Annotated in this window: 31 protein-coding genes and 1 pseudogene; 22 read left to right on the forward strand and 10 right to left on the reverse strand. The window is 65.0% G+C overall.

What is annotated here, in order from left to right; genetic code table 11:
* Positions 1-56: 56 nt before the first annotated feature.
* From IVA96_RS20035 to IVA96_RS20065, 7 genes are all read left to right on the forward strand, one after another.
* On the forward strand, positions 57-980 hold the full coding sequence (locus tag IVA96_RS20035) for a MoxR family ATPase (protein WP_247280733.1): 924 nt from the start codon (positions 57-59) through the stop codon (positions 978-980).
* 116 nt (positions 981-1,096) lie between these two features.
* Positions 1,097-2,299 (forward strand): VWA domain-containing protein, encoded by a 1,203-nt coding sequence (locus tag IVA96_RS20040; protein WP_247280734.1) that lies wholly within the window; start codon positions 1,097-1,099, stop codon positions 2,297-2,299.
* Positions 2,300-2,309: 10 nt separating this feature from the next.
* Positions 2,310-2,633, forward strand: a complete 324-nt coding sequence (locus IVA96_RS20045) for an XdhC family protein (RefSeq protein ID WP_247280735.1) — start codon at positions 2,310-2,312, stop codon at positions 2,631-2,633.
* A gap of 2 nt (positions 2,634-2,635) precedes the next feature.
* Positions 2,636-3,337, forward strand: a complete 702-nt coding sequence (locus IVA96_RS20050) for an XdhC family protein (RefSeq protein WP_247280736.1) — start codon at positions 2,636-2,638, stop codon at positions 3,335-3,337.
* Positions 3,334-4,938 (forward strand): molybdopterin-binding/glycosyltransferase family 2 protein, encoded by a 1,605-nt coding sequence (locus IVA96_RS20055; RefSeq protein ID WP_247280737.1) that lies wholly within the window; start codon positions 3,334-3,336, stop codon positions 4,936-4,938. Before IVA96_RS20050 ends, IVA96_RS20055 begins: the two co-directional genes overlap by 4 nt.
* Before the next feature lie 110 nt (positions 4,939-5,048).
* Positions 5,049-5,438, forward strand: a complete 390-nt coding sequence (locus IVA96_RS20060; RefSeq protein ID WP_247280738.1) for a DUF4189 domain-containing protein — start codon at positions 5,049-5,051, stop codon at positions 5,436-5,438.
* Between the two features lie 80 nt (positions 5,439-5,518).
* Positions 5,519-5,929 (forward strand): DUF2000 family protein, encoded by a 411-nt coding sequence (locus tag IVA96_RS20065; RefSeq protein ID WP_247280739.1) that lies wholly within the window; start codon positions 5,519-5,521, stop codon positions 5,927-5,929.
* Between the two features lie 85 nt (positions 5,930-6,014).
* On the opposite strand, the gene IVA96_RS20070 is transcribed toward IVA96_RS20065, so the two are convergent.
* From IVA96_RS20070 to IVA96_RS20080, 3 genes are read right to left on the reverse strand one after another with little or no spacing between them, the layout of a single operon-like run.
* The gene (locus IVA96_RS20070; protein ID WP_247280740.1) at positions 6,015-6,428 is read right to left on the reverse strand and encodes a GFA family protein; all 414 of its coding nucleotides are present in this window, start codon (positions 6,426-6,428) and stop codon (positions 6,015-6,017) included.
* 12 nt (positions 6,429-6,440) lie between these two features.
* Positions 6,441-6,914 (reverse strand): SRPBCC domain-containing protein, encoded by a 474-nt coding sequence (locus tag IVA96_RS20075; protein ID WP_247280741.1) that lies wholly within the window; start codon positions 6,912-6,914, stop codon positions 6,441-6,443.
* Positions 6,911-7,246: a metalloregulator ArsR/SmtB family transcription factor gene (locus IVA96_RS20080; protein WP_247280742.1), complete on the reverse strand. Its 336-nt coding sequence runs from the start codon at positions 7,244-7,246 to the stop codon at positions 6,911-6,913. The genes IVA96_RS20075 and IVA96_RS20080 overlap by 4 nt, the downstream gene beginning before the upstream one ends.
* Positions 7,247-7,354: 108 nt before the next feature.
* Between IVA96_RS20080 and IVA96_RS20085 the strand changes: the two genes are divergently transcribed.
* The 6 genes and pseudogenes from IVA96_RS20085 (at position 7,355) to IVA96_RS20110 (ending at position 13,497) form a co-directional block, all read left to right on the forward strand.
* Positions 7,355-8,047 carry a TetR/AcrR family transcriptional regulator gene (locus IVA96_RS20085; protein ID WP_247280743.1) on the forward strand — a complete coding sequence of 231 codons (693 nt, stop codon included), beginning with the start codon at positions 7,355-7,357 and terminating at the stop codon, positions 8,045-8,047.
* Complete coding sequence (locus IVA96_RS20090) at positions 8,044-8,991, forward strand: efflux RND transporter periplasmic adaptor subunit (RefSeq protein WP_247280744.1); 948 nt, start codon at positions 8,044-8,046, stop codon at positions 8,989-8,991. The genes IVA96_RS20085 and IVA96_RS20090 overlap by 4 nt, the downstream gene beginning before the upstream one ends.
* Positions 8,988-9,920, forward strand: coding sequence for an ABC transporter ATP-binding protein (locus IVA96_RS20095; RefSeq protein ID WP_247280745.1), 933 nt, complete (start codon positions 8,988-8,990; stop codon positions 9,918-9,920). Before IVA96_RS20090 ends, IVA96_RS20095 begins: the two co-directional genes overlap by 4 nt.
* Before the next feature lie 12 nt (positions 9,921-9,932).
* Complete coding sequence (locus IVA96_RS20100) at positions 9,933-11,096, forward strand: ABC transporter permease (RefSeq protein ID WP_247280746.1); 1,164 nt, start codon at positions 9,933-9,935, stop codon at positions 11,094-11,096.
* A gap of 30 nt (positions 11,097-11,126) precedes the next feature.
* Positions 11,127-12,433 (forward strand): annotated as a pseudogene (locus tag IVA96_RS20105) (adenylate/guanylate cyclase domain-containing protein).
* Positions 12,434-12,591: 158 nt separating this feature from the next.
* Positions 12,592-13,497 (forward strand): PhzF family phenazine biosynthesis protein, encoded by a 906-nt coding sequence (locus IVA96_RS20110; RefSeq protein ID WP_247418795.1) that lies wholly within the window; start codon positions 12,592-12,594, stop codon positions 13,495-13,497.
* A gap of 130 nt (positions 13,498-13,627) precedes the next feature.
* Here IVA96_RS20110 and IVA96_RS20115 read toward each other — a convergent pair whose 3' ends face one another.
* Together IVA96_RS20115 and IVA96_RS20120 are read right to left on the reverse strand one after the other, a co-directional pair.
* Positions 13,628-14,089 (reverse strand): DUF488 domain-containing protein, encoded by a 462-nt coding sequence (locus IVA96_RS20115; protein WP_247280749.1) that lies wholly within the window; start codon positions 14,087-14,089, stop codon positions 13,628-13,630.
* An 8-nt stretch (positions 14,090-14,097) separates the two neighbouring features.
* Positions 14,098-14,934: a DUF72 domain-containing protein gene (locus IVA96_RS20120; RefSeq protein WP_247280750.1), complete on the reverse strand. Its 837-nt coding sequence runs from the start codon at positions 14,932-14,934 to the stop codon at positions 14,098-14,100.
* A gap of 100 nt (positions 14,935-15,034) precedes the next feature.
* Here IVA96_RS20120 and IVA96_RS20125 point away from each other — a divergent pair, with 100 nt between their 5' ends.
* From IVA96_RS20125 to IVA96_RS20140, 4 genes are all read left to right on the forward strand, one after another.
* A complete protein-coding gene (locus tag IVA96_RS20125) occupies positions 15,035-15,415 on the forward strand; it encodes a hypothetical protein (RefSeq protein WP_247280751.1) in 381 nt (126 codons plus the stop codon).
* A gap of 88 nt (positions 15,416-15,503) precedes the next feature.
* Entirely contained in the window at positions 15,504-15,707 is a 204-nt protein-coding gene (locus tag IVA96_RS20130) for a hypothetical protein (protein ID WP_247280752.1), read from the forward strand.
* 259 nt (positions 15,708-15,966) lie between these two features.
* Positions 15,967-17,100 (forward strand): glycosyltransferase family 2 protein, encoded by a 1,134-nt coding sequence (locus IVA96_RS20135; RefSeq protein ID WP_247280753.1) that lies wholly within the window; start codon positions 15,967-15,969, stop codon positions 17,098-17,100.
* Positions 17,101-17,106: 6 nt separating this feature from the next.
* Positions 17,107-18,609, forward strand: coding sequence for a glycosyltransferase family 39 protein (locus tag IVA96_RS20140; protein WP_247280754.1), 1,503 nt, complete (start codon positions 17,107-17,109; stop codon positions 18,607-18,609).
* A 5-nt stretch (positions 18,610-18,614) separates the two neighbouring features.
* On the opposite strand, the gene IVA96_RS20145 is transcribed toward IVA96_RS20140, so the two are convergent.
* Entirely contained in the window at positions 18,615-20,504 is a 1,890-nt protein-coding gene (locus IVA96_RS20145; RefSeq protein WP_247280755.1) for an adenylate/guanylate cyclase domain-containing protein, read from the reverse strand.
* Between the two features lie 61 nt (positions 20,505-20,565).
* Positions 20,566-21,090, reverse strand: coding sequence for a FecR domain-containing protein (locus IVA96_RS20150; protein WP_247280756.1), 525 nt, complete (start codon positions 21,088-21,090; stop codon positions 20,566-20,568).
* Between the two features lie 671 nt (positions 21,091-21,761).
* Between IVA96_RS20150 and IVA96_RS20155 the strand changes: the two genes are divergently transcribed.
* Positions 21,762-22,868 (forward strand): DUF2778 domain-containing protein, encoded by a 1,107-nt coding sequence (locus IVA96_RS20155; protein ID WP_247280757.1) that lies wholly within the window; start codon positions 21,762-21,764, stop codon positions 22,866-22,868.
* A 7-nt stretch (positions 22,869-22,875) separates the two neighbouring features.
* Here the strand turns inward: IVA96_RS20155 and IVA96_RS20160 are convergent, their stop codons facing one another.
* Both IVA96_RS20160 and IVA96_RS20165 read right to left on the reverse strand, forming a co-directional pair.
* Positions 22,876-23,505 carry a glutathione S-transferase N-terminal domain-containing protein gene (locus IVA96_RS20160; RefSeq protein ID WP_247280758.1) on the reverse strand — a complete coding sequence of 210 codons (630 nt, stop codon included), beginning with the start codon at positions 23,503-23,505 and terminating at the stop codon, positions 22,876-22,878.
* An 11-nt stretch (positions 23,506-23,516) separates the two neighbouring features.
* On the reverse strand, positions 23,517-24,110 hold the full coding sequence (locus IVA96_RS20165) for a cysteine hydrolase family protein (protein WP_247280759.1): 594 nt from the start codon (positions 24,108-24,110) through the stop codon (positions 23,517-23,519).
* Between the two features lie 128 nt (positions 24,111-24,238).
* On the opposite strand from IVA96_RS20165, the gene IVA96_RS20170 reads away from it, so the two are divergent.
* From IVA96_RS20170 to lepB, 4 genes are all read left to right on the forward strand, one after another.
* Positions 24,239-25,072 carry a LysR family transcriptional regulator gene (locus IVA96_RS20170; protein ID WP_247280760.1) on the forward strand — a complete coding sequence of 278 codons (834 nt, stop codon included), beginning with the start codon at positions 24,239-24,241 and terminating at the stop codon, positions 25,070-25,072.
* 170 nt (positions 25,073-25,242) lie between these two features.
* Positions 25,243-25,653 carry a S26 family signal peptidase gene (locus IVA96_RS35460; protein WP_253075130.1) on the forward strand — a complete coding sequence of 137 codons (411 nt, stop codon included), beginning with the start codon at positions 25,243-25,245 and terminating at the stop codon, positions 25,651-25,653.
* Entirely contained in the window at positions 25,584-25,766 is a 183-nt protein-coding gene (locus IVA96_RS35465; RefSeq protein WP_253075131.1) for a S26 family signal peptidase, read from the forward strand. The genes IVA96_RS35460 and IVA96_RS35465 overlap by 70 nt, the downstream gene beginning before the upstream one ends.
* Entirely contained in the window at positions 25,696-25,989 is a 294-nt protein-coding gene (lepB, locus tag IVA96_RS35470) for a signal peptidase I (RefSeq protein WP_346015466.1), read from the forward strand. Before IVA96_RS35465 ends, lepB begins: the two co-directional genes overlap by 71 nt.
* A 175-nt stretch (positions 25,990-26,164) precedes the next feature.
* Here the strand turns inward: lepB and IVA96_RS20180 are convergent.
* The coding region (locus tag IVA96_RS20180; protein ID WP_275974828.1) for a TCP-1/cpn60 chaperonin family protein at positions 26,165-26,489 on the reverse strand (325 nt) is incomplete at its 5' end.

Here is a 26,489-nt window from a genome sequence, read left to right on the forward strand (position 1 = left end):
CCTCATTCCGCGGCCCAAACTGTCCCCGGTGAGGGCGTAGCGAGACTGGCTTTTTCATGACTTCAGCGGCCAATTCTTCCGGTGCTTTGCCGGCATCGGTCGATGCGATGCTCGAACTCCTGACCTCGTGTGGCTACCTCGCCGAGCGGTCGCTGGCCACGGTGACCTATCTCTCGCTGCGCATGGGCCGGCCGCTGTTCCTGGAAGGCGAGGCCGGCGTCGGCAAGACCGAGATCGCCAAGGTGCTTTCGGCGGCGCTGCGGCGGAAATTGATCCGCCTTCAGTGCTACGAGGGCCTTGACGTCTCCTCCGCGGTCTATGAGTGGAACAGCGCCGCGCAGATGATCGCGATCCGGATGGCGGAAGCGGCCGGCGACACTGATCGCGACCAGCTCTCGAGCGACATCTTCGCGGACCGTTACATGATCAAGCGGCCGCTCCTCCAGGCGCTGGAGCCCGACGTCGCCGGTCCGCCGGTGCTGCTGATCGATGAACTCGACCGCGCCGACGAGGCGTTCGAGGCGTACCTGCTCGAAATCCTCAGCGACTTCCAGGTGACGATCCCCGAATTTGGTACCGTGAGGGCGCCGCACCCGCCGATCGTCATCATCACCTCTAACCGCACCCGCGAGATCCACGACGCGCTGAAGCGGCGCTGTCTCTATCACTGGGTGGATTATCCCGCCGCCGAGCGCGAGCTCGCGATCGTCAAGACGCGCGTGCCCGGCATATCGGCGAAACTTTCGGAGCAGGTCGTGCGCTTCGTCCAGGCGCTGCGCAACCAGGACTTCTACAAGTCGCCGGGTGTCGCCGAGACCATCGATTGGGCCACCGCTTTGTCGGAGCTCGACGCCCGTTCGCTGACCCCGCAAGTGGTCGGCGATACGCTGGGCGCGCTGCTCAAATACCAGGACGACATCACCCGGATGCAGGGCGATGCCTTGCAGAAGGTGCTGAAGGACGCCACGAGCGAGTCGTAGGTCCGTCGTTCCGGGGCGCGACGCAGTCGCGAACCCGGAATCTCGCGCCGCAATCTCTGGATTCCGGGTTCGCCGCTTGAGCGGCACCCCGGAATGACGGAGAGAGGGATTAGACCATGGCTATCAACCATCTTGCCCCGGAGCAGACCGAGCAGTTCGCCGACAACATCGTCGGCTTTGCCCGCGCGCTGCGTGCGGCGGGGATGCCGGTGGGCCCAGGCGCCGTCATCGATGCGATGAGCGCGCTCCAGGTGATCGACATCGGCAGCCGCACCGATGTCTTCGCCACGCTTGAGGCCATCTTCGTCAAGCGCCACGAGCATGCGCTGATCTTCAAGCAGGCTTTCAACCTGTTCTTCCGCGCCTCTGAAGAGTGGAAGCATATGCTGGATTCGGTGCCGCTGCCGGAGCAGGCCAGGAAGAAGCCGCAGGCAGGCTCCCGCCGCGTGCAGGAGGCGATGTCGCAGCCGCGCATGACGGAGACGCCGCAGCACCAGGAGCAGGATCTGCGCCTGTCGGTCTCCGACAAGGAGATCCTCCAGAAGAAGGACTTTGCGCAGATGAGCGCGGCCGAGATCGCCGAGGCGCTTCGCGCCGTCGAGCGGATGCGGCTGCCGCAAGCCGAGCTCCTGACGCGCCGGCGCCGGCCCGATCCACGCGGGCTACGCCTCGACCTGCGCCGCACGCTCCGAGCATCTTTACGCACTGGCGGCGACATCATCGACATCCATCGCCTTGGACGGATCGAGAAGCCCGCGCCGATCGTTGCGCTGCTCGATATCTCGGGCTCGATGAACGAATACACCCGCCTATTCCTGCATTTCCTCCATGCCATCACCGATGCGCGCAAGCGCGTCTCGGTGTTCCTGTTCGGCACCCGGCTGACCAACGTCACCCGCGCGCTGCGCCAGCGCGACCCTGATGAGGCGCTGGCGAGCTGCTCGGCGTCGGTCGAGGATTGGGCCGGTGGCACGCGGATCTCTGCCTCGCTGCACAACTTCAACAAATTGTGGGCGCGGCGCGTGCTGAGCCAGGGTGCCATTGTGCTGCTCATCTCCGACGGGCTGGAGCGAGAGGCCGATTCCAAGCTGGCCTTCGAGATGGACCGGCTGCACCGATCCTGCCGGCGGCTGATCTGGCTGAACCCGCTGCTCCGGTTCGGCGGTTTCGAGGCCAAGGCGCAGGGCATCAAAATGATGCTCCCCCACGTTGACGAATTCCGCCCGGTACATAATTTGAGTTCGATCCAGGAGCTGATCACCACGCTCTCCCAGCCGCTGCCGCCGCATCACCGCAGCCTGATCCGCTCCGCAGCTTGAGAGGCCACCCATGCTCGATCGCGACGAGGATATTATGAAGGCGGCGGAGGACTGGCAGAAGGCGGGCCGTGGGGTTGCGCTCGCCACCGTCGTGGAGACCTGGGGCTCGGCGCCGCGTCCGGCGGGCTCGAGTCTCGTCATCAATGACGAGGGCACGTTCTTGGGCTCCGTCTCCGGCGGCTGCGTCGAGGGCGCCGTGGTCACCGAAGCCATGGACGTGATCGAGAGTGGCAAGCCCAAGATGCTGGAGTTTGGCGTGGCCGACGAGACCGCCTGGAATGTCGGGCTGTCCTGCGGCGGCACCATCCGCGTCTTCGTCGAGAAGGTCGGCTAGCCGTGAAGCTCGCGATCCTGCACGAACTCAACGCCGAGCGCGCCGCGCGCCGGCCGGTCATTCTGGTGACGGACACCGAAAGCGGCGAGCAGCGCCTGGTGAAGGCGAAGGACTTTGCCAAAGATCCGCTGCGCGCAGAGCTGGAAAAGCAGCTTCGCGCCGGCAAGAGCGCCAATGTCGAGGCCGGCGGCAAGAAGCTGTTCCTCAACGTCTATGCGCCGACTGCCAAGCTCGTCATCATCGGCGCGGTGCATATCAGCCAGGCCTTGGCGCCGCTGGCGCGCTCGCTCGGCTACGACGTCACTGTGATCGATCCACGCACGGCGTTTGCAAGCCCTGAGCGCTTCCCCGATATTCCGCTGATCGCCGAATGGCCCGACACTGCGCTGCCGCCGCTCAATGTCGATGCCTACACCGCCTTCGTCGCGGTAACGCACGATCCCAAGATCGACGATCCCGCGCTGCTGCACGCCTTCGAGCGCAATTGCTTCTACATCGGTGCGCTCGGCTCGCGCAAGACGCACGCGAAGCGGGGCGACCGGCTGCGGGCGCAGGGCGCGAAAGAAAGCGACATCGCGCGCATCCATGCGCCCATTGGCCTTGCGATCGGCGCGGTCTCGCCGGCCGAGATCGCGGTGGCGATCATGGCCGAGATCACGGCGGTGCTGCGCCTGCCTCCGAAAGAAAGAGAAGAAGCGGCATGAAGTTCGGCCCGGCGAGTCCGAGGGATGCGATCGGCGGGGTGACCGTCCACACCCTGCGCCAGGGACCGCTGGTGCTCAAGAAAGGCACGACGATCGGCCCCACCGAGGTCGAGACGCTGGAGCGCGCCGGCATCAAGCAGATTGTCGTGGTACGCATGGAGGCGGGCGACGTCTCCGAGGACGTTGCGGCCGCCAGCATCGCGCTTGCCGTCGGCGGCGAGGGCATCCATGTCGAGCGCGCCTTCACCGGCCGCGCCAATTTGTTCGCCGCGCGGGCGGGCGTGCTGGTGATCGACCGCGCCGCAGTCGACCGCATCAACAATGTCGACGAGGCCATCACCTTTGCCACGCTGCAGGCGTTCAAGCCGGTGGTCGAGGGCGAGATGGTCGGCACCGTCAAGATAATCCCGTTTGGCATCGGGGAGAGTTTGCGCGATGCCGCGGTGAAGGCCGCCGGCAAGGACGTTCTCAGAATCGCCCCTTACGTCGTCAAGCGCGTCGGCGTGGTCTCAACGCTGCTGCCGGGCCTGTCTTCCAAGGTGATCGACAAGACGCTGCGCGTCACTGCCGAGCGCCTTGCACCGGCCGGCGCCGGCATCGTCGCCGAGCGGCGGGTCCCGCATGAGGAGCAGGCGCTGTCGGCGGCGATCAAGGAGTTGCTCGAGCTGGGGGCTGAGCTCGTGATCGTGTTCGGCGCGTCCGCGATCGCTGATCGCCGCGACGTGATTCCGGCAGCCGTCACCGGCATCGGTGGTGAGATCGAGCATTTCGGCATGCCGGTCGATCCCGGCAATCTGCTGCTGATCGCCCGCGCTGGCGACGTCCCGGTGCTGGGCGCGCCCGGCTGCGCGCGCTCGCCGGTCGAGAACGGTTTTGACTGGGTGCTGATGCGGCTGCTCGCCGGCATCAAGGTGACGCGGTCCGAGCTGATGGGCATGGGCGTCGGCGGCCTCCTGATGGAGATCGTGACGCGGCCGCAGCCGCGCGCAAAACCCGAGACCGAGGGCAACAGTCAGGTCGCCGCCATCGTGCTGGCGGCGGGCCGCTCCACCCGGATGGGCGGACCGAACAAGCTGCTCGCGGAGTTCGAAGGCAAGAAGCTGGTGCGGATCGCCACCGAGCGGGCACTGGCCTCCCGGGCATCCGAGGTGATCGTCGTCACCGGCCACCAGGCCGAGCTGGTCGAGCAGGCGCTGCAAGGCCTGAAGGTCAAATTCGTCCGTAACCCGGATTTCGCCGGCGGCATCGCGAGCTCGGTCAAGGCCGGTATCGCGGCCGTGCCCGAGACCTGCGATGGCGCCGTGGTTTGTCTCGGCGACATGCCGCTGATCGACGCCGGCCTGATCGACCGCCTCATCTACGGCTTTGCGCCGGACCGCGGCAACCTCATTGTCGTGCCCGTCAGCGAGGGCCGCCGCGGCAACCCGGTGCTATGGTCGCGTCGCTTCTTTAAGGAGTTGATGACGCTCGACGGCGACGTTGGCGCGCGACACTTGATCGCCAAGCACACCGAAGCGGTGGCCGAAGTGCCCGTCGACGGCGAGAGCGCCTTCCTCGACATCGACACCCCGCAGGCACTGGAAGCGGCACGGCGCGGATGACAGTGTCGTAGCAACCCTCGCAAGTCGCCCATTTCAACCGCCCGTTCACCATCTGGAAACGACCGCCGCTTAGAGTCGCCTTCGCCTGCCTTGGGGGGAGGGGTTTTTCCATGGCTTCGAACGTCGTCGCGCGCCGTTGCGCGATGTTTTTCTTTGCTCTCTCGGTTTGTGTCTCCGGCGCCCGTCACATCACAGAAGCTCACGCCGCCGGTGCCATTGCGGTTGGCAAGTGCGGCGCCTATGGCCAAGCCTATGATTACGGCGCCGAGCACGAGGCCCGCGCCGTGGCACAGAAGCAGTGCAAGGGTGATTGCACCACCGTCACGATGAAGCGCGCCTGTGCTGCGATGTCGGTCGATCTCGTCAACCCGTGCGGCGCCTATGGCTATGCCGTCAAACCGAAGATCTCGGCGTCGCTGAATGCGGCGACGCGCGAATGCTACAAATACGGCGGCAAGGAATGCGTGATCCGCGCCTGGGCCTGCGACGCCAAGGGTTGATCCCTCGAGCGCTGAATCTTCTTGCCGTCATTCCGGGGCGATGCGTAGCATCGCGCGTGGAATGACAGTTAGGAATACACATGCAGTTCGACACCAAGATCGCCATCGTGATCCGCACCGATCTTCAGGCCTGGCAGAAGCTCAACATCGCGTCTTTCCTCACCAGCGGCATCGCCGCGGCCTTTCCGGAATGTATCGGCGAAGCCTATGAGGACGCCTCGGGCACGAAATATCACGCGCTGATCGGCCAACCGATCCTGATCTATGGCGCGGATGGTCCGGCATTATCACGCGCGCTCGACCGGGCACTGACACGCAACGTCAAACCGGCGGTCTATACCGAGGACATGTTCAAGACCACGCACGATGCCGCCAATCGCGAGGCGGTGAGGGGCGTGGCGCGCGCCGAGCTCAATCTCGTCGGCATCGCGATGCGTGCCGAGCGCAAGGTGATCGACAAGATCGTCGACGGTCTGAAGTTTCACAGTTGAATTTAGCTGCTGGTGTTTCACCTCTCCCGCTTGCAAGCGCTGGTGTTTCACCTCTCCCGCTTGCAAGCGGGAGAGGGAACGCACCTCACCCCGGCGGCATGCCATCGAACTTTAGCAGGCTGGGGTCGAGGCGGTCCCAGTCATGGCCGCGCGCGGCGAAAGTGACCGCCTGCGGCTTGTAGCGGGCGGGCTCGTCGAGGCTTGCGGCGCGGATCGTGAAGACGTCGGGCTGTGCCGCGAAGGTCATGTACACAGGCACGCCGCATTGCGTGCAGAAACCACGCGTCTTGACGTTGCCGCTGTCGGCGACCATGTCCCAATGCTTAGCCTCGCCGGTCACCGTGACGCCGGCGCGTGCGAACGTCGCGTACGAGCCATGCCCACTGCCGCTTTCCCGCTGGCAGTCGCGGCATTGGCAGTGGTTGCTGAACAGCGGCTTGCCGGCAATCGAATAGCGGATCGCGCCGCAGGCGCAGCCACCGGTATAGGGTTTGTCCATCGCGATATCTCCTCACTTCTCGCCGCTGATCTCGTCGAGCTGTCTGACGACCTTTTTCCAGCCGCCGCTCATCACGTTGTAGGCCGACTCGTTCCTCGGCATGACGAAGCCCGCATGGATCAGGCGGATCCGGGTGCCGGCTTCGACCGGAGCGAGGGACCAGGTCACAACGGTGTCGAGCGGCGCGCCGTAACCGGTGTTGCGCTCATCGCCGCCTTTCCAGGCGTAGACAAGACGCCTGTTGGCCACCACCTCGAGAACCCGGCAATGAATGACGCCGTCCCAGGCGCCGCCCGGGGTGGTCTGGAATGTGAAGGTGTTGCCTTCAACCGGCTCGAAGCCAGTCGGCTTCATCAGCCAACGCCCGATCAACTCGGCACTGGTCAGCGCCTTCCAGATCGTCTCCGGCGCATGAGGGAGCACTTCGTCAACGACGATGTCCCGGACGATATCTTGGGTCTCGGCTTTCAACTCGGCTGCACTCACGGATCGATCTCCTTCAAGAGGTCACGCAGGTTCTGGAAGCGCTCGCGCCAGAACACGCCGTAATGGTCCATCCAGGTGACCAGGGGCTCGAGCCCTTGCGGCGCGGCGCGGTAGTAGACATTGCGGCCCTCGGCGCGCTCGGCGACGAGGCCGGCCTGCTTGAGGGATTTCAGGTGCTGCGAGATCGCGCCCTGGGTCACGCCGCTGCCGCGTGTCAGCTCGGCGACGCTGATTTCCCGGCTGTCGAAGACGCGTTCAAATACGGCGCGGCGGGTCGGATCGGCGAGGGCGCGCATCACGGCCGTTACGGGGTTGGGGGTGGCTTCCATCATGAGAGACGCATTAGCATACACTAATTCATTAGTAAATGCTAATTCGTCGCGTCTAGTGCGATTCCGTCACCTATTGACGATGACTGACTAGTCAGTCATGAATTATGCATGACGAAGAAGCCAGCCAGAACGATCGCATCCGCGGCTCAAGCCGCAAGCCAGGCACCCGAAGCCGGCGCTGAGGCCGAGGCCCGCGTTTCAAATCGGGCCGCCCGCGCGGCGGAGCGGCGCGCCGCGATCGTGGAGGCGGCGATGGACGAGTTCATCGCGCGCGGCTTTGCCGCGACCCGGCTCGACGAAATCGCCAAACGAGCCGGCGTCGCCAAAGGCACGATCTACCTGCACTTTAAGGACAAGGAATCGATGTTCGAGGAGCTGGTGCGCACCGTGATCGTGCCGGTGGTCACGCGCCTTACGACGCTGCCGCCGCCGACCGGAACGGTCCGCGACCTTGTCGAGACCTTCGCCAGCAACTTTCTGAAGGAGGTCATCGGCACCAGGCGCGGCGACCTCGTGCGCCTGATCGTGGCGGAGGGGCCGCGCTTTCCGTCCGTTGCCGATTTCTACTACCGCGAGGTCGTCTCGCGCGGAATCGCGGGCATGCGCGCGCTGATCGAGCTCGGCATCGCCCGTGGCGAGATCCGCGAGAAAAATCTCGCGCGGTTTCCCCAGATCCTGGTTGCGCCCGCGATGATCGCGGTGATTTGGCAGAGCTTGTTCGCACGGCACGCGCCGCTCGACGCGCAGGAGATGCTGCGCGTCCATCTCGATTTGATTTTTGGCGAACGGAGGACGACATGAGGTCGTCGCAAATCATGTCTGACCTCATCCTGAGGAGCGCGGAACGCGCGTCTCGAAGGATGCAGGCCCGGCTGTGGCTCCTCGCCCTTCGAGAGGCCGCGGAGCCTGTCATCGGGCCGCGCTCCGCGCGGACCCGTTGGCGGCTCCTCAGGGTCAGGGGGCGACAGCTGTCGCGCCTTTGCTCGATCGTGGTTCTGGCGATCGTAACCTCGCTTGGCGGCTGCAAGGAGAAGCGCGATCCCGGCTTCCAGGGCTGGGTCGAGGCCGACATGATCTTCGTCAGCCCGGACGAAGCCGGCCGGGTGACCAAGCTCAATGTCCGCGAGGGCGACGAGGTCAAGGTAGGCGATCACCTCTATTCCGTCGATGACGACCTCCAGCTTGCCGATCTCAACCAGCAGAAGGCGACGCTGGCGAATGCGCAGCAGACCTATGACCGGGCGGCCTCGCTGAGCAAGACCGGCTCCGGCACGCAGGCCAATCTCGATTCTGCTGTTTCGGCTTTACGGGTGGCGCAAGCGCGGGTGGCGACGTCGGAGACGCGGCTAGCGCGTCGCAAGGGCTTTGCGCCGGTCGCAGGCACCATCCAGCAGATCTATTTCCGCGAGGGCGAGATGGTGGCGGCGCAGCGGCCGGTGCTCTCGATCATGCCGCCCGGCAACATGAAGCTGCGCTTCTTCGTGCCGGAGACCGAGCTGCCGAAGCTCGCCATCGGGGACACAGTGCGCATCGCCTGCGACAATTGCGCGGCCGATCTCACCGCAAAGATCTATTTCATCGCGACCTCGGCCGAATACACCCCGCCCGTCATCTACAGTCTCGATGAGCGGAACAAGCTGGTCTATCTGATCCAGGCGCGGCCCTCGCGCCCCGACGCCTTGCGCGTCGGACAGCCGATCAACGTCTATCTCGATCCGAAGACACCGGTGGCGGATAGGCGATGAGCGGCGGCAACGGCATCGCGATCGACGTCAAGGGCCTGACCAAGTCGTTCGGGGGCCGCGAGGTCGTGCACGATCTGTCGATGCAGGTGAGGCGCGGCTCGATCTACGGCTTCCTCGGGCCGAACGGCTCGGGCAAGACCACCACCATTCGCATCCTCTGCGGCCTGCTCACGCCCGACAGCGGCGAGGGCACCTGCCTCGGCTACGACATCCGCCGCGATGCCGAAAAGATCAAGCGCCAGGTCGGCTACATGACCCAGCGCTTCAGCCTGTATCAGGATCTCTCGGTGCGCGAGAACCTCGAATTTGTCGCGCGCCTCTATGGCCTCACTGACGCGCGCGGCGCTGCGCGCGACATGATCAAGCGGCTCGGACTGTCGGGCCGCGAGGAGCAGCTGGCCGGCGAGCTCTCCGGCGGCTGGAAGCAGCGCCTGGCATTAGGTGCCTGCACGCTGCCCAATCCGCAACTCCTGCTGCTCGACGAGCCGACCGCCGGCGTTGATCCCAAGGCGCGGCGCGACTTCTGGAACGAGATCCACGCGCTCGCCGCCGACGGCCTCACCGTGCTGGTCTCGACCCATTACATGGACGAGGCCGAGCGCTGTCACGAGATCGCCTATATCGCTTATGGTCATCTCCTGACGCATGGCACGGTGGAGCAGGTGATCGCCAAATCCGCGCTCACCACCTACACGGTCACGGGCGAAGACCTCAATGAGATCGCGGCCGCGCTCACGGGCAAGCCCGGCATCGATATGGTGGCGCCGTTCGGCACCTCGCTGCACGTTTCGGGGCGCGACGTCGCTGCGCTCGAGGCCAGCATCGGGCCGTGGCGCGAGAGAAGCGGCCTGCACTGGCAGAAATCGTCGCCATCGCTCGAAGACGTGTTCATCGAGCTGATGAGCCGCTCAAAGGACAATTTCCAGTAAGGACAATTTCCCATGAGCGCTGTCGATCATCCCGCGCCGGCCCACGAAATCCGGGAGCGCTTCGGCTTCTGGAAACGCTCCTATGCGATGCTGGTCAAGGAGTTCATCCAGCTGAGGCGCGACCGCGTCTCGTTCGCCATGATCGTGATGCTGCCGGTGATGCAGCTCATGCTGTTCGGCTATGCCATCAACACCACACCGCGTAACCTGCCAAGCGCGGTGCTGCTCCAGGAGGACTCCGATCTCGCCCGCTCGATCCTGAAGGCGCTGGAGAACACCGCCTATTTCCGCTTCCTCTATGAAGTGCACGATGTCGATGATTTCGACAATCTGCTGAAATCCGGCAAGGTGCTGTTCGGCGTCGAGATCCCGCGCGGCTTCGAGCGGGCGGTGCGGCGCGGCGACAGGCCGGCGCTGCTGGTCGCGGCCGACGCCACCGATCCGGTTGCGGCAAGCTCGGCGATCGGTTCGCTCGGCATGGTGGTGCAGACCGCGCTCAAGCACGATCTCTACATCGGCGATCCCCCGGAGATGCCGTTCGAGATCCGCGCCCATGCCCGCTACAATCCGGCCGCGGCCTCCAGCCTCAACATCGTGCCGGGCCTCGTCGGCACCATCCTCACCATGACCATGCTGATCTTCACCGCGCTGTCGGTCACGCGCGAGGTCGAGCGCGGCACCATGGAGAGCCTGTTGTCGATGCCGATCAAGCCGGTCGAGGTGATGTTCGGCAAGATCGTGCCTTACGTCCTGGTCGGCTTCCTCCAGGCCTTCCTCATCATTGGCATTGGTGTCGGCCTGTTCGGCGTGCCCCTGCTTGGCAATCTGTTCCTCCTGGCGCTGCTCTCGACGCTGTTCATCACCACGAATCTGTCGATCGGCTACACGATCTCCACGCTGGTGCAGAACCAACTTCAGGCCATGCAGATGTCGATGATGTTCTTTCTGCCGAGCATCCTGCTCTCCGGCTTCATGTTCCCGTTCGCGGGGATGCCGGCCTGGGCGCAATATCTCGGCGAGGGCCTGCCGCTGACCCATTATCTGCGTATCGTCCGCGCCATCATGCTGAAGGGCGCGACCATGCAGAACCTGCGCTTCGACACGCTGGCGCTGGCGGCCCTGATGCTGCTTGCCATGACCATCGCAGTGACGCGCTTCCGCCGCACGCTGGATTGAGGCAAGATGCCCCCGGAATCGAGGGGCGGAATGGCGAAATTTGCGAGCAGGAAGACGCGGCAGCATGCCGTGCTATCGGACGATTTCGAGCGTGAGCTGACGCGGGAGGTGCTGCGCACCGAACTGTTGCGGGTGCGCGCGCTGATCATGACGGGCTGCGTCATGGTGTTGTTCCTCACCGCGATCTATCTGATCGAGCCCGCTGTCGTGAACCGGGTCTGGCGCGGAACGGAAGGGCTGATCGAGGTCTATGGCCTTCTGGTCGGTTTCATCCTGTTCGAAGTCTGGGTCCACACCCAGATCAGGAAGAACCTCCGCCTCGATCGCGACCTGCCGGTGATCAGGCGCTATATCGGCACGCTGATCGAGACCTCGCTGCCCACGGTGTTCTCATCCTGCAAATCCGGACCATGGGCGCGAGCCAGGCGCTCGGCTTCGCCGTGCCGCTGATGTACTTCATTTTTGTCATCCTCTCGACCCTGCGGCTCGATTTCTGGCTCTCCACCTTCACGGGTTTCGTGGCCGCCGCCGGACTTCTGGCCGTCGCGCTGTATTACAATTCGGCGAGCGAAGCCGGCGAGCCCCAGATCTATTTTCACGCGGTGCGCAGCATTGTCATCCTGATCTGCGGCGTGCTCGCCGGCGCCGTCGGCGCGCAGCTGCGGCGGCAATTTGCCGCGAGCATCGCGGCGGCGACCGCGCGCGACCGGGTGACCAATCTGTTCGGCCAACACGTCTCGCCGCAGGTGGTGGAGCGGCTGATGGCGGCGGGAACGAGCGCCAGCGGTGATCTCCGCCGCGTCGCGGTGATGTTCGTCGATTTCCGCGGCTTCACGGCCGGCGCGCAGTCCCGCACGCCCCAGGAGGTGGTCGACCGGCTCGACGGCGCCTTCGCAATATTGGTCGACATTCTCGATCGCCACGGCGGTATCGTGAACAAGTTTTTGGGTGACGGTTTTCTCGCGCTGTTCGGCGCGCCGCTGGAAGCCTCCGACGCCGCGCATCGCGCTGTCGGCGCAGGCCGCGAGATGCTAACCGCGATGAATCGCATCAACGCGCAAACCAGCTGGCCGCTGCGGATCGGCATCGGCATCCATTTCGGTGAGGTTGTCGCCGGCAATATCGGCTCGCCCCGACGCAAGGAATACACGGTCATCGGCGACACCGTGAACTTCGCCTCGCGGCTGGAGGCGCTGAACAAGGAGTTCGGCTCCCAGCTCCTGATTTCCGCATCCGTCCGCGAAGTGCTGGGCGACGACGGCAGCGACGCCGTGGCGCTGGGCGAGGTCGAGGTGCGCGGCTATGAGCGGCCGGTCGCGGTGTTTCAGCTGGGGTGAGCGCTGTCTGGAACGGGGCGTAGGCAAAGCGCTCACCGTCTCTTCCGCGAATGCTCCGATTGCTCCGAATTTTGGGGCATGATGGGCGATGCTGCCGGCCTGTAGTGTTGCCGAAGACGCGGCCGGTTGCGGCCGCGACTTGCATGGGGAAACGAAAGATGCAGCGCCGCTACATCACCGTCGATGTGTTCACCGACCGCGCCTTTGGCGGCAATCAGCTCGCCGTGGTGCTCGATGCCGGCGGGCTCTCCACTGAGCAGATGCAGGCGATCGCCACCGAATTCAACTACTCCGAGACGACCTTCGTGCTGCCGCCGCGCGACAAGGCGAATGATGCCGAGGTGCGCATCTTCACCCCCGTCAGGGAGATGCCCTTTGCAGGTCATCCGAATGTCGGCACGGCCTTCGTGCTGGCGACGATCGCCAAGGAGCCGAAGCCGCGCCTGCTGTTCGAAGAGAAGGCCGGACTCGTGCCGGTCGACATCCGGCGGGAGCAGGGCCGGGTGGTGAGCACCGAGCTCACCGCGCCGCAGCCGCTGTCCCGGCTGTCGCAATTGCCTGCCCTGGATGCCGCGAGCTGTATTTCGCTCAGCGCGGAGGATATCAAGGTCGACCGTCACGTGCCGCAGGTTGTCGGTGTTGGAACGCCATTTCTGGTGATCGAGCTGCATTCGCGCGATGCGCTCAAGCGGGCGAGATCCGATGCGGCGGCCTTTGGCCGGGTATTTCCGCGCGACGGCGCGGCCTCGGCCTGGTTCTATACGCGCGATGTGCCCGCGGCGGAGGCGCCCTGCGAGCTTCAAGCGCGGATGTTCATGCGCGGTGCCGGCGGTCTCGCCGAGGATCCTGCCACCGGCAGCGCCACGGTCGCGGCCGCCGCGCTGTTCGCCGACCTCGACCCCGCGCGCGACGGCGAATTCAAGCTCACCGTCGGTCAAGGTTTTGACATGGGCCGGCCGAGCCTGCTGCTGACGCGGGTGCGCAAGCAGGACGGCAAGATCCGCTCCGCCCATGTCGGTGGCAGCTGCGTGCAGATGATGGAAGGGACGTTTAAGCTGGGCTGATTTGTCGTTCCGGGGCAGCGCGTAGCGCTGAGCCCGGAAGCCGTCCACCAACTCTGCCGCCCGATGGATTCTCAGGTGCGCAATTGCGCACCGTAGTTCGCGCTGACGCAGGCTCCGGAATGACGAAGCGCTACACCTGCCGCCCCGCCAGATTCGTCACCGCCACGCCATCGCGCTCCTCGATGATCTCCGCAATCATCTGGCGGTGGCAGTGGGTGTGGTCGCGCTCGTAGCAGAGCAGGCACACCGGGCCGGCCTTCTTCACCAGCGCCGAGAGCTCGTCCATCTCTTCCCTCGCCTGCGGCGTCTTCAGGTGCTTTGAATAGATCTTCTCCAGCACGTCGTATTGCCCGCTGCGCGCGGCGAGCCGGCCTTCCTTCGGAGTGCCGAGCGCGGCGAGGTGGACATAGCCGATGCCGCGCTCATCGAGGCCCGCGGACAGCTGCTTCTTGGAAAAGCCCGGCCGGCGCGAGGACGTCACCGCGCGCACGTCGACCACGAGCTTGACGCCGGCCTGCTCCAGCTCGTCGAGAACCGCTTTGGGCGGTGTCTGCTCATAGCCGATGGTGAAGAGTTTTTTCGCCTTCGCCATGGACATCCTCAGCTCACCCGCGCGATCAGTTCCATGGCGCCCTGCGGCGCGCGCACCTTGCCTTCGTGGATGACGTAGGCGAACACGTCGCGCGGCTCCTTCTTCGGCTTGGCTTTGTCAACCTTCGGCAGGTCATCGGGTTCACTGCCCGAAGCCCAGGCCTGAAAGCGCGCGGCCCAGGCATCGAGCTGCTTCGGCGGATAGCAGGTCTTGATCTCGTCATTGCCCTTCTGAAGCCTTGCATAGACGAAGTCGCCGGCGACGTCGGCAATCGCCGGATATTTGCCGTGCTCGGCGAACACCACCGGCGTCTCGAATTCGCGGATCAGCGCAACGAAATCCGGCGTGCAGAAGCTGTCATGGCGCACTTCCACGACATGGCGCAGCGCGCGTCCGTCGAGCTGGCGCGGCAGCAGCTCCAGAAACTTGCCGAAATCGGCGCCGTCGAATTTTTTCGTCGGCGCGAACTGCCAGAGCACCGGCCCGAGATGGTCGCCGAGCTCCAGCACGCCGGAATCGTAGAACCGCTTGATGGAATCGCCCGCCTCGGCGAGCACGCGGCGATTGGTGGCGAAGCGCGGTCCCTTCACCGAGAACACGAAACCCTCGGGCACCTCGCTCGCCCATTTGCGAAAGCTCTCCGGCTTCTGTGAGCCGTAATAGGTGCCGTTGATCTCGATCGAGGTCAGCTTCGAGGCGGCGTACGACAGCTCCTTGGCCTGCGTCAGCTTCTCCGGATAGAACACGCCGCGCCAGGGCTCGAAGGTCCAGCCGCCGATGCCGATGAAGATGTTGCCGGATTTTTTTGACGCGGTTTTTGCTTTGGCCACGGAAGGATCTCGCATCGACGGGGAGGGACCTCATCCTAATCAAACCAGTTGTGATTGGCCAGTTGGCCGGTCCTGTCTAAGCTCGCGCCTGGACCCGCGAAAAAAGGAGAACAAGATGCGGATGCTGTTGCTGGGAGCCGCGCTCGTCATGATGACATCTGCTGCCATGACATGTTCTGCTTTGGCGGATGACGACGACACCAAAAGCGCACAGAAACTCGCCCAGCAGGGCCGCGACGATTACTGGCATTGCCTGGCGCGGGAATATTCCCGCGACTCTAATCAGGGCCTGTCGGAACAGGATTTTGGCCGTTCGGTCGCGGGCGCCTGTCCATCGGAGCGGCAATATTATCGCGTGGTGCTGCTCGATTATCTCACCACGCATTACCCCAACATCGATGCCGGCGCCCATCTCGATACCGCAAACAGGGCGGTGGAGTCGGCGCAGAAGGACATTGTGATGGCCTACGTCAAGCACCGGCCGCCGCAGAAATAGCTCCATTGAGCTTTGCGGCATGGCGAACCCTTCCGGCTGTGCGGTCATCCATGATATCACTGGGCGCATCTGGAACAGGGATGGGTCCATGTCGTCTGAGTCGGTGGGGGGCATTCTGGGCGCGATCGTCGCGGCGGCCGTGCTTGCGGTCGCCGTCGTATTCGGCCCGATTGGCCAGTACGGCAGGCCGCCCAAGCCGGTAAAAGTCGAGTCAGCCCCTGCCGCGGCACCCGCCGCCCCTGCCGCGCCGGCGCCGCGAGGGCCTGTGATTCGGGAAGTGCCCAACCAATAGGGGGCGGAAAAGTGCCCTGAAGGGGGCCTTGCGGAGCGGCCTCGCCATTCCTATCTAGCTTCTAACGGCGACGTTGAGTGACGTTCTCCGTCGTTGGAACGACCTTGGAATAGCTCAGGCCTGCGCCGGATGTACGCGCGGCCCGCCGTTCCGGGGTCGTTGGCATTTTAGGCCCTCTTTTGGGCCGTTCCCCACACAAACCTCGGCTTGGTAGCGCAAGAACTTGGCAGCGCAAGACACGGCGGATATACGCTCCGTCATGAATGAAGCGATCAGACCGGGCGCCGACAACCTGCCGCAGGCTCAAGAGGGGCCGGAACTGTCGGTGATCGTCCCGACTTTCAACGAGCGCGACAACGTCACGGTGCTGTACCGGCGGCTGGAGGCGACGCTCGCCAGCGTCGCCTGGGAAGTCGTGTTCGTCGACGACAATTCGCCCGACGGCACCTGGGACGTCGTGCGTGCGCTGGCGCAGCGCGACAGCCGTGTGCGCTGTGTCCGCCGCATCGGCCGCCGCGGCCTGTCAGGCGCCTGCATCGAGGGCATCCTCGCCTCGAGCGCACCCTATGTGGCCGTGATCGACGCCGACCTGCAGCATGACGAGACGCAACTGCCGAAGATGCTGTTGCTGCTCGCGAGCGATCAAGCCGACATCGTGGTCGGCAGCCGCTACATCGAGGGCTACAAGAGCGAGGGCTTCAACAAGCAGCGCGCGGGGGCCAGCGCGCTGGCGACCGAGTTCGCCCGGAAGATGCTGCGGGTCGAGATCGCCGATCCCATGAGCGGCTTCTTCATGATCCGCCGCGATCGTTTCGAGCAGCTCGCGCCAAAGCTGTCGGTGCACGGTTTCAAGATCCTGCTCGACCTGGTCGCGACCGCGCATGGCAACTTACGTGCGGTCGAGATTCCCTACACCTTTGGCGCCCGGCAGCACGGCGAGAGCAAGCTCGATTCCATGGTCGCGCTGGACTTCCTTGGCCTCGTGCTGGCCAAGCTGAGCAACGACATCGTCTCGCTGCGCTTTATCTTGTTCGCGATGGTCGGCGGCATCGGCCTCGTGGTGCATCTCGCCACGCTGTTCATCGCGCTTCAGCTGTTCAAGGCGCCGTTCGCGGAGGCGCAGGCCGCCGGCGCCATCGTCGCCATGACCAGCAATTTCATCCTCAACAACTTCCTCACCTATCGCGACCAGCGGCTGAAGGGCTTTGCGCTGCTGCGCGGCTTGATCGCCTTCTACATCGTGTGCAGCGTCGGCCTGCTCGCCAATGTCGGCGTCGCCTTCTCGGTCTACGACCAGGAGCCGATCTGGTGGCTGGCCGGCATGGCCGGTGCATTGATGGGCGTGGTGTGGAACTACGCGATGTCCGGACTGTTCGTCTGGCGCAAGAAATAGCGCGATATGGGCGGAGCTGACGCGCGGATCGTCCGCAACACCGCGCTCACGATTCTTGCGTTGGTCGTGTTGCGGCTGGTCGCCGCGGCTTTCACGCCGATCACCTTCGACGAAGCCTATTACTGGATGTGGTCGAAAAATTTGGCGGGCGGTTACTACGACCACCCGCCGATGGTGGCCTATGTGATCCGCGCCGGCACCATGATTGCCGGCGACACTGAGCTCGGCGTCCGCCTTGTCTCGATCCTGCTGGCGCTGCCGATGAGCTATGCGGTCTACCGCTCGGCCGCGATCCTGTTCGGCAGCGCGCGCGTGGCCGCCACCAGCGCCATCCTGCTCAACGTGACGATGATGGCCGCGGTTGGCACGCTGATCGTCACGCCTGATGCGCCGCTGCTGGTCGCCTCCAGTTTCGTGCTGTTCTTCCTCGCAAAGGTGCTGGAGACCGGACGCGGAGCATGGTGGCTTGCGGCCGGCGCGGCCGTCGGTGCGGCGCTGCTGTCGAAATACACCGCGATGTTCTTTGGGCTGGCGATCCTGATCTGGCTCGCTTCCGTCCCGAAGCTGCGGCACTGGTTTCTCTCGCCCTGGCCCTATCTCGGCGGTCTCGTGGCCCTCGCGCTGTTCTCGCCGGTGATCCTCTGGAATGCGGACCATCACTGGGTGTCGTTCGCAAAGCAGCTCGGCCGCGCCAGAATCGAGGACTTCCGTCCCGTCTTCATCGCCGAGCTGATCCCGACCCAGATCGCGTTTGCGACCCCGCTCGTCTTCATCCTGGGCGCGATGGGGCTGCATGCGCTGACCTGGCACCGGGCCGGCGCGCTGGCCTCGCGCGTGCTGATCGCGACGATGTTCTGGACCGTCGTTGCTTATTTCGTCTGGCATTCGCTACACGCCCGCGTCGAGGCCAACTGGTTTGCGCCGGTCTACCCACCCTTCGTCGTCGCCGCGGCCGCCGCCGCCAACCTCGTGCAGTGGAAGCCGCGCCAGCGGCGCCTGGTGGATTTCTGCCTGCGGTGGGCCGCGCCGGTCAGCATCGTGATGTTTGCGGTCCTGATCGTGCAGGCCAATACCGGCTGGCTGTCCGGCTATCGCCGCGATGCCACTGTGCGCAGCGTCGGCGTCGGCTGGCGTGAGCTTGCCGCGCAGATCGAAGCGGTGCGCGCGCGCAGTGGCGCGACCTGTGTGCTCGCGCAGGACTATGGCACCACGGGCTGGCTCGCCTTTTATTTGCCGCGCGGCACCTGCGTGGCCCAGCAGACCCAGCGCATCCGCTGGGTCAACATGCCCGACCCCGATCCCAAGCTGCTCGCCGGCAAGCTGCTCTATGTCGACGAGCTGCGCAGCGATGGTCATCCTGCCCTCAACGACCTCTTTGAGAAGGTGACGCAGATTGCGCAATTGCAGCGCAAGCGCGGGCCGCTCGTGGTCGAGACCTACGGCATCGATCTCTTGGAAGGCGCCAAGGGCGACGTGCTCGACCGCTCCCCGCCGCCGGAAGCGCGGTAAGGGCTTCAGCCGATCATCTCGGCCTTGGTGGCGGCCTGGTCCGGTACGTCCCGATCGCGCCAGAACCAGACGGTCACGACGCCGGAGCGGCCGCGGACTTGCGTGAGCAGGGGGCCTGACAGGATGCCGTCGGGAGCGCCGTGGAAGTCGGCGGTGTCCAGCAGCGTATCGCTCAGCGCAAGCCGCGCGCCGTTCCGGGCGGCGACCTCCATCAGCCGGCTCGCGACGTTGACGGTGTCGCCGGTCGCCGTGATGTGCTGGTGGCTTTCGCCGAGGCGGGAGGCGACGATCTCGCCGAAATGCGCGCCGATCTTGAAGCCGAGCTGATGTCCGATGGCAGGCGGCAACGAGGCGATCCAGCGCTCGACTCCGCGATGCAGGTCGATCGCGCATTTCAGCGCGCGCGCCGCGTCATCGGGTATTGCGCGCGGCAGTCCGAACAGGATCATGGCGCCATCGCCGAGAAAGCCGGTGATCAAGCCGCCGCAATCGGCTGCGGTCTTGTCCAGCAGCGCGTGGAACGCCTTCAGGATGTCCTGGAGCGCGTCCGGATCGGTCCGTTCGCTCAAGCCTGTGAAGCCAGAGAGATCGATGAAAACCACGGCGGCGTCTTGCCGAATGGGCTTGGACAGGAAATTCGGATCGCGCGCCAGCCAGTCCTGCACCGCCGGCGCCTGGAATTGCGCCAGCGACCTGCTCTTGGCGGCGAGATATTGCGTGCGGCGGCCTCCCGCCCACAGCTGCACGCCGGCAAAGATCGCAACCGGCGGCACGGCCGCGGCGAGCGTCGTCGCGGCATTCAGCCAGATGCCGTGGGTGAACGCGAACAGGTTCAGCCCGGCCCACGCGATCATCACCGCGGCCGCCGCCATGATGCCGAGTGCACTGCGCCGCCAGGCAAGCAGGCCGACCAACAGCATTGGCAAGAGGATCGCGGCGAATGCGTCGGCGGTATGCACCCTGCGGTCGCGCACGATGCCGTCGCCAGCGACGAGGTGGGTGATTGCGGTCGCGACCACCTCGACGCCGGGCATCAGCGAATCGAACGGCGTCGGGTAGAAGTCGCCGCCGCCGGCGACCGCGGCGCCGATCACGACGATCCGGTTCTCGATCGCGGCGCGGTTGAGCGTGCCGTCGAAAATGCTCTGCGCGCTGACGGTGCGGATGGTGCGGCGCGGGCCGTAATAGGTGATCGGCAGCGCGAAGTCGGTATCGGTCGGCACCACGCGGTCACCGAGCCTGAGATGATCCGGCGCGATCGTCAGCGGCTTGTCGAGCGCGCGGGCCGCCACGCGCAAAGGAAACGACAGCTCGACCTTGTCGGCCGTCCGGAACAGCATCGGCACCGAAAGCGGCGAGCCCGACTGTCCCGTCGCGACGTTGACGACGCCGACCTCTGCATGCTCGGCGAAGGCGGGCAGCGGCAGCAGGAAGCGCTCGGCCTGCGGCAGGACCGCAAGGGGACCTTCGCTGCTCGGCGCCACGGTCTCGCTGTCGGTCGGGAAGATCGCCGCCGCCGCGAGCACCATCGGACCGGTGGCGAGCGTGTTGGCGAGCGTCGCATCGCCGATCGCGGCACTGCGGTCGACCAGCAGCAAGTCGATCGCGATGACCTTCGGCTTGAACTGCACGATGGTGTCGACGACGCGGGCGAGATCGGCCCGGGGCAGCGGATAGCTGCCGCCGCGCTTCACCACAGTATCGTCGATCGCTACGATGGTGACGAGATCGGGCGGGCGCTGCACGCCGCGGACCTGGGTCCGCCAATCCGTCAACGTCGCTTCGAGGCGGTCGAGAAAGCGCAGATGGCCGTTGGCGTGCGCGGCAAAGATGCCCGCGCCCCATAGCGCGGTGAGAACGAGTGCCACCAGGATCTGAACGCGTCGGCTACGCATGCGGTCGGTTTGCAATCTTCTACTGTCCAAATCTTATTGAGCTGAGCCTTATCGACCCAGCTTATTGTCCGAGTCGTGCCATCAGCGCGTCGACGCGCGGCTGGCCCCACGTCTTGACGGTCAACGGGCCGGTTGCCTCGACATCGACCCCTTCGCCGGGTCCGAGCACGACACCGCGTCCACGAGCCCTGCGGGTCACGCCGACGCGGCCGTCAGCGACGAACACGGAGGTCTTGGCGTCCGCGACATCGACCGCCCATTTCGTGCCGCGCACCGCCGCGATCGCCTGCGGGGTCAACACCTTGAAGGGATTGCCGCCGGGCTTCTTGGGCACCTCGATCAGCAGGGCTTTGCTGCTCAATTCCACGGAGTCTATATGTCCGTCGCGGTTGGCGTCCTTTAGTTCAAATCTGGCGCCGTTTTCCGCAACGATCGTGATGCCGTTGTCGCAGCGCCAAACCTGCGTGCCCACGGCCGACGGCGATGCCGTACAGCCCGCATTGGCAGCAGACTGTGCCCTTGCAAACCCAATCAACAACAATAAACACGCCAGGGCGCAAAACCCGGCGCGCGAAAAGCCTCTCATGCCTGCCTCCGTTTGCGTGCTCGGCACAGTTCAAGGCGATGTTGATACGGTACCGTATCACACGCAGAGGCTGCCGAAAAGTACTGACTCAGGAGCTATTTTCTCGTCGCGGCGATTTCCAGGCCGGCGCGATCAACTTTCAGTCACAGCGCCGTGCCGCGTGAGCACTTCCGTCCCGCGGTGCGTGACCTGCATGAGCTGTTGCCGCGACCGCCCGGCGCGCGGCAGGGCGGCTGGAGTCCACCAGCCTCGCAACCCCTCGGCGCTGTGGTCAGGCCCAGTTTGATGATCACGAAAAAGGCGCTGTTGGGTGCGTCTTGGCTGCGGGCGGAGGCGTCGGGTGGCCGGCCTGAACCGGTCGAGAATTCATGGTTAACAGTTTCGGCTAAGGCCGTAATTCTGCGGGCTTTTTTCCCGAAATGGGACGACGTTAACGAGTTGCCCCATATCCGCCTGAACTTAATCTGCATTTAACTAAAAGTCGCCTTAATGACGCTCCGACCCTCTGCGAGATGCTGGTCCCGGATCGTGACCAGCGGCGCTTCGAAGGGGGACTGAGTGACACCGTCCTGGACGCAAGGCGAATGAGTACGAGTATCGCTGCGCAGAGTAACGCGGCACGGAAGTCCAAGAAATTCTCGAAGAATTATTCGCGGAAATCTTCCCGGAAAATGACCACCCGTAATTGGCTCGGCGCCACGGCGATCGGCTGCGTCGTGATTGGCGCCGGCTGGACCATCTACCACAACATCCTTGGCGCCAGCGTCTATCCGACCGTCGGCAACAGCGGCTACGACGAGCCCGTGATCAAGCGCGCACCCAAGGTGGTGCTGCGCGAGGCGGGCGAGGCGGTCAAGGAAACCTTCGCGCTCCTGCCGGACCGGTTGCAGGTGACCGCGCCGATCTCGCGCGAGATGTTCAACGAGCGCTTTGCCGCGGCTGCGACGCAAGGCGTGGCCTCGAGCGCGGCCAGCGCCGCGCCTGCAGCGCCGGCAATCAGCGTTGCCGAGGCCAAGGACGCTATCAAGGATGCGTCGAAGGAAGCCGCGAAGCCCAACGTGATCGCGAAGGTCGCGGACGCGCTGAAGCCGCAAGGCTCGGCCAAGATCGTGGACGCTGCCAAGGCCAAGCGCGCTGACGCCGGTGTGCAGCTGGCCTCGGCCGATCCGGCCGAGATCGTGCCGGCGCCCGAGGCTAAACCAAAATCCTTCGCCGATCGCGCCAAGGCTGCGGTGATGTCGATCACCGGTCCGCGCCAATCGATGGTCGAGAAACTCTGGGGCAAGCGTGAGCCGTCCGGCGGGCTCTTGGCGTATGCCTCGGCCGATGCCAGCATCACAGCGTCCATCGCGCCGAAGGAGCAGAATCCGATGTTCGGCGGTGCGCCGCCCTATGAGCGCGACACCGCGGTCTACGACATCACCGCCAAGACGGTTTATCTGCCCGATGGCACCAAGCTCGAGGCGCATTCCGGCCTCGGCTCCAATCTCGACGATCCGCGCTCCCAGCGCCAGCGTATGCGCGGTGTGACGCCGCCGCACATCTACACGCTGAAGCCGCGCGAGGCGCTGTTCCACGGCGTGCCGGCGCTGCGCCTGACCCCGCTCGGCGGCGAGAGCGCGATCTACGGCCGCGACGGCCTGCTCGCGCACACCTTCATGCTCGGTCCGAACGGCGATTCCAACGGCTGCGTGTCGTTCAAGGATTATTACGCGTTCCTGGACGCCTACCGCAACAAGGGCATCCGCAAGCTCGCGGTGCTGGCGCGGGTGGAGTGAGACGCGCTCAACTCGCCATCGTCTTGCGCAGCGCCATCTCGGTCGCGATCGCCTCACGCACGGCGGGCCGCGCCTGCATGCGCTCGAGATAGGCGGCCAACGATGGCCACTGCGCGATATCGATTCCTGCATGACGGAGCAGCAGCAACGCCCAGGTGAGATGCGCATCCGCAACGGTGAAGCCGTGACCGACCAGGAATTCGCGGTCCGCCAGATGCGCTGATGGCGCCGACAATGTCTGCACAATTCTAGCGCGCGGCTTGGCGAGCGAGCCGTCGTCCTTGTACCAGAAGGCCGGAAACAGGAACGCCTTGTGGATCTCGGCGCCGATGAAGCTCAGCCATTCCTGGAGGCGATAGCGGTCGGGATCGCCAAACCGGGGCGCAAGGCCCGCCTGCGGCCTCACATCGGCGATGTATTGCAGCACTGCCGCGCTTTCGGTCAACCGCTCGCCGTTCTCCAGGACGAGGACCGGCACCGCGCCCTTCGGCGACACATCGCGGAAATCGGTGTCGTCGTCCACGACCTTCTTCGTCCAGATATGGGCAAGGTGATACTGAGCCTCGACGCCCGCCTCCATCAGCGCGATACGGCTCGAGAGCGAGCAGGCCATCGGGAAGAAATAGAGCTGCAGCATCCTGAACTCCTTCACGCCAGCGCATCGCCGCGCGCGATGATCGCGAAGCGGTCCGAGAGCTCGGCCAGCGCGACCTCGTGGATGGTCCGGGCATCCAGCGTGCCGCCGCGGCCGTCGGGCAGATCACGCGTGGCGCAGGAATCGGCATCGATGGTCGTGCGAAACCCGAGATCGAGCGCGGCGCGGGCGGTGGAGCTGACGCACATGTGCGTCATGAATCCGGCCAACACGATGTTGTTGCGTCCGCTGGCGGCGAGCTGCGCCTGCAGGCCGGTGCCGGCGAAAGCGTTCGGCAACTCCTTCTCGATCACGAGCTCGTCCGCAAGCGGCGCGAGCTCGGCGACGATGGCGCCGCGATCGGCGGAGCGATCGAACAGGCCGCCGGGCTTGCCGCGATGGGCGATATGGATGATCGCAGATCCGCGCTCGCGCGCCCGCGCCAGCAGGACGGTCGCCCGCGCGATCGCAGGCTTGGCGTCCGGCAGGGCGAGGGGACCTGCGAGATATTCGTTCTGGATGTCGATCAGCACCAGCGCGGCGTCGTCAAGACGCGGCGGAGTGAGGTCGGCACCGGCGAGCTGCAGCAGGGTCTTTGCGGGCATCATGATCTTCAGAATCTCCAAGCGTAAGGTTGGCCGAGCATAGCTCGTCGGTAGCCTGCCGATATGCAGGGATATTGCAGCCGACGGCTGCGATATTGCAGGCCAATGCCAGCCGATGTAGCCTTGAAACCATGAATTGGGACGATCTTCGCATCATCGCCGCGGTCAGAGACGAGGGCACCTATGCCGGCGCCAGCGCGCGGCTGCGCATCGACGAGACCACGGTCGGACGTCGGCTGGCGCGCATCGAATATGCGCTCGGCCTGCGCCTGTTTGAGGCTGCCGACGGTGTCCGCAAGCCGACGCGTCAGTGCGAGGCGGTGCTGGCGCACGTCCAAGCCATGGCCGCGCATGCCGCCGAGATCGGTCGCATCAGTGAGAGCATGCCCGGCCCCGTGGGGCGGCTGCGCATCGCCGCGACCAATGCGGTCGCCGAGGAGGTGCTGTCCCCGCATGCGAGCGAGTTCCTGCGCGCCAATCCCGGCCTGACGCTGCAATTCCTGACCTCGAGCGAGAACGTCAGGTTCTCGCGCTGGGAGGCCGATCTCGCGATCCGCCTGCGCAAGCCCGACAAGGGCGACTTTTCGATCTCCAGGCTCGGCGACATCCGCATCTACTATTTTGAACCGGACGCGACTGAAGGCGAGCCGGTGCTATGCGCTTATCCGGACGAGCTCGGCGCCATTCCCGAGATGCAATTCCTGCGGACGAAGAAAATCCGCCCTCGCTGCGTGACCGACAATGTCCGCATCATCCGCACCCTGATCCGCTCGCATCAGGCCGCTGGCGTGTTGCCGGAGCACAGCTGCACCGAGCTGCTCGGCGATCGCCGCCTGCGCGCCACGCTGCTGCCGAAACGCCGCGACGTCTGGCTGCTCGTGCAAAACCATCTCAAGCGCGACGCCGCGACACGTGTGACGATCGACTGGCTGCGAGCGTGTTTCAGCGAACTTGCGCGGGGATAACCCGAGAGCGCGTGAAAACCCGAAGGCCCATGGGCGGCCTTCACATATCCGTTGTGTCGCCCTTGCCATGAATGGCCGAACCTATGCGACCGAGATCACGGAGCCGGGATTGCACGCGCGCGAAAGTTGCGTAATCTCGCGACGGCTACGGATTTGATCAGGGCAGGTGCATGACCATTCAGGAAACATTCCGGCCGCGGTCGTCGGCGCAGTCGCGTGAATGGAAGGCGATTGTCATCCTGATCCTGTTGATTCCGCTGCTGTGGTCGCCGCCGTTCCTGTTTCGCTTCTTGCTGTATCAGCCGTTCAACATCCCTTCTCGTTCGATGGCGCCGACGCTGATGGTCGGCGACTACGTCTTCGTCGCGAAATATGCCTATGGCTACGGCCGCTATTCCTTTCCTTTCGCGCCGTCCTGGATCTCGGGCCGCCTGTTCGCCGCCGAACCGGAATATGGCGAATCGTCGTGTTCCGGACGGCGAAGGACAGTTCGGTCGATTACGTCAAGCGCATGGTCGGGCTGCCCGGCGACCGCATCCAGGTGCGGCAGGGCCAGCTCATGCTCAACGACCGTCCAGTGACGCGCGCCGCTCGAGCACGGGCTCGCAGGCATCGCCTGCGGTGTGGATGGCAGCTTCAAGGTCAAGCGGTGGCGCGAGACGCTGCCGAGCGGCGTGTCCTATGTGACCTATGACTGCATCGATAACGGCTTCCTGGACAATACGGATGTCTTCACGGTGCCGCCGGGCCACTTCTTCGTGCTCGGCGACAACCGGGACAATTCCACCGACAGCCGCATGACGTCGACATTCGGTTTCGTGCCGATGGACAATCTCGTCGGGAAGGTGACGCGGATCTTCTGGTCGTTCGACGAAGACGGCGAGCCGCACATGGAGCGGCTGGGGAAGGTGCGGTGAATGGTCTCGTCATCCAGGCGGTGTGCGTGGCCGGATTGCGCTGCGCTCCGTCCGCTCGTCATTCCGGGGCTCGCGCCCAAGAGGGCGCGCCCCGGAATGGCGGTGGCGGGAAGGTTGCCCAAAACAAAAACCCCGGCATTGCTGCCGGGGTTTCGTACTCCTTGAGATGGCTGGATCAGAAGTCCATGCCGCCCATGCCGCCGCCGGGGGGCATCGCCGGGCCGGCGCCGCCCTTCTTGGGCAGCTCGGCGACCATGGCTTCCGTGGTGATCAGGAGCGCGGCCACCGAGGCTGCGTTCTGGATCGCGGTGCGGACCACCTTGGTCGGGTCGATGATGCCCTTCTTGACGAGGTCGGCATATTCGCCGGTCTGGGAATCGAAGCCGTAATTATAGGCCTTGTTCTCCAGGATCTTGCCGACGATCACCGAGCCGTCTTCGCCGGCGTTGATAGCGATCTGGCGAGCGGGCGCCGACAGCGCCTTGCGCACGATCTCGACG

Origin of the sequence: Bradyrhizobium sp. 159, from assembly GCF_023073795.1 — a bacterium.
In the GTDB taxonomy this organism is placed as follows: Bacteria; Pseudomonadota; Alphaproteobacteria; order Rhizobiales; family Xanthobacteraceae; genus Bradyrhizobium.

Coding starts and splice junctions, on each gene's coding strand:
- IVA96_RS20155 (WP_247280757.1), top strand. CDS start 21,762: ATGACCACCCGTAATTGGCTCGGCGCCACGGCGATCGGCTGCGTCGTG.
- IVA96_RS20065 (WP_247280739.1), top strand. CDS start 5,519: ATGCAGTTCGACACCAAGATCGCCATCGTGATCCGCACCGATCTTCAG.
- IVA96_RS20150 (WP_247280756.1), bottom strand. CDS start 21,090: ATGAGAGGCTTTTCGCGCGCCGGGTTTTGCGCCCTGGCGTGTTTATTG.
- IVA96_RS20165 (WP_247280759.1), bottom strand. CDS start 24,110: ATGATGCCCGCAAAGACCCTGCTGCAGCTCGCCGGTGCCGACCTCACT.
- IVA96_RS20045 (WP_247280735.1), top strand. CDS start 2,310: ATGCTCGATCGCGACGAGGATATTATGAAGGCGGCGGAGGACTGGCAG.
- IVA96_RS20040 (WP_247280734.1), top strand. CDS start 1,097: ATGGCTATCAACCATCTTGCCCCGGAGCAGACCGAGCAGTTCGCCGAC.
- IVA96_RS20090 (WP_247280744.1), top strand. CDS start 8,044: ATGAGGTCGTCGCAAATCATGTCTGACCTCATCCTGAGGAGCGCGGAA.
- IVA96_RS20085 (WP_247280743.1), top strand. CDS start 7,355: ATGACGAAGAAGCCAGCCAGAACGATCGCATCCGCGGCTCAAGCCGCA.
- IVA96_RS20060 (WP_247280738.1), top strand. CDS start 5,049: ATGGCTTCGAACGTCGTCGCGCGCCGTTGCGCGATGTTTTTCTTTGCT.
- IVA96_RS20145 (WP_247280755.1), bottom strand. CDS start 20,504: ATGCGTAGCCGACGCGTTCAGATCCTGGTGGCACTCGTTCTCACCGCG.
- IVA96_RS20035 (WP_247280733.1), top strand. CDS start 57: ATGACTTCAGCGGCCAATTCTTCCGGTGCTTTGCCGGCATCGGTCGAT.
- IVA96_RS20160 (WP_247280758.1), bottom strand. CDS start 23,505: ATGCTGCAGCTCTATTTCTTCCCGATGGCCTGCTCGCTCTCGAGCCGT.
- IVA96_RS20135 (WP_247280753.1), top strand. CDS start 15,967: ATGAATGAAGCGATCAGACCGGGCGCCGACAACCTGCCGCAGGCTCAA.
- IVA96_RS20100 (WP_247280746.1), top strand. CDS start 9,933: ATGAGCGCTGTCGATCATCCCGCGCCGGCCCACGAAATCCGGGAGCGC.
- IVA96_RS20120 (WP_247280750.1), bottom strand. CDS start 14,934: ATGCGAGATCCTTCCGTGGCCAAAGCAAAAACCGCGTCAAAAAAATCC.
- IVA96_RS20110 (WP_247418795.1), top strand. CDS start 12,592: ATGCAGCGCCGCTACATCACCGTCGATGTGTTCACCGACCGCGCCTTT.
- IVA96_RS35465 (WP_253075131.1), top strand. CDS start 25,584: ATGGTCGGGCTGCCCGGCGACCGCATCCAGGTGCGGCAGGGCCAGCTC.
- IVA96_RS20140 (WP_247280754.1), top strand. CDS start 17,107: ATGGGCGGAGCTGACGCGCGGATCGTCCGCAACACCGCGCTCACGATT.
- IVA96_RS20125 (WP_247280751.1), top strand. CDS start 15,035: ATGCGGATGCTGTTGCTGGGAGCCGCGCTCGTCATGATGACATCTGCT.
- IVA96_RS20080 (WP_247280742.1), bottom strand. CDS start 7,246: ATGATGGAAGCCACCCCCAACCCCGTAACGGCCGTGATGCGCGCCCTC.
- IVA96_RS20170 (WP_247280760.1), top strand. CDS start 24,239: ATGAATTGGGACGATCTTCGCATCATCGCCGCGGTCAGAGACGAGGGC.
- IVA96_RS20115 (WP_247280749.1), bottom strand. CDS start 14,089: ATGGCGAAGGCGAAAAAACTCTTCACCATCGGCTATGAGCAGACACCG.
- IVA96_RS20095 (WP_247280745.1), top strand. CDS start 8,988: ATGAGCGGCGGCAACGGCATCGCGATCGACGTCAAGGGCCTGACCAAG.
- IVA96_RS20055 (WP_247280737.1), top strand. CDS start 3,334: ATGAAGTTCGGCCCGGCGAGTCCGAGGGATGCGATCGGCGGGGTGACC.
- IVA96_RS20130 (WP_247280752.1), top strand. CDS start 15,504: ATGTCGTCTGAGTCGGTGGGGGGCATTCTGGGCGCGATCGTCGCGGCG.
- IVA96_RS35460 (WP_253075130.1), top strand. CDS start 25,243: ATGACCATTCAGGAAACATTCCGGCCGCGGTCGTCGGCGCAGTCGCGT.
- IVA96_RS20070 (WP_247280740.1), bottom strand. CDS start 6,428: ATGGACAAACCCTATACCGGTGGCTGCGCCTGCGGCGCGATCCGCTAT.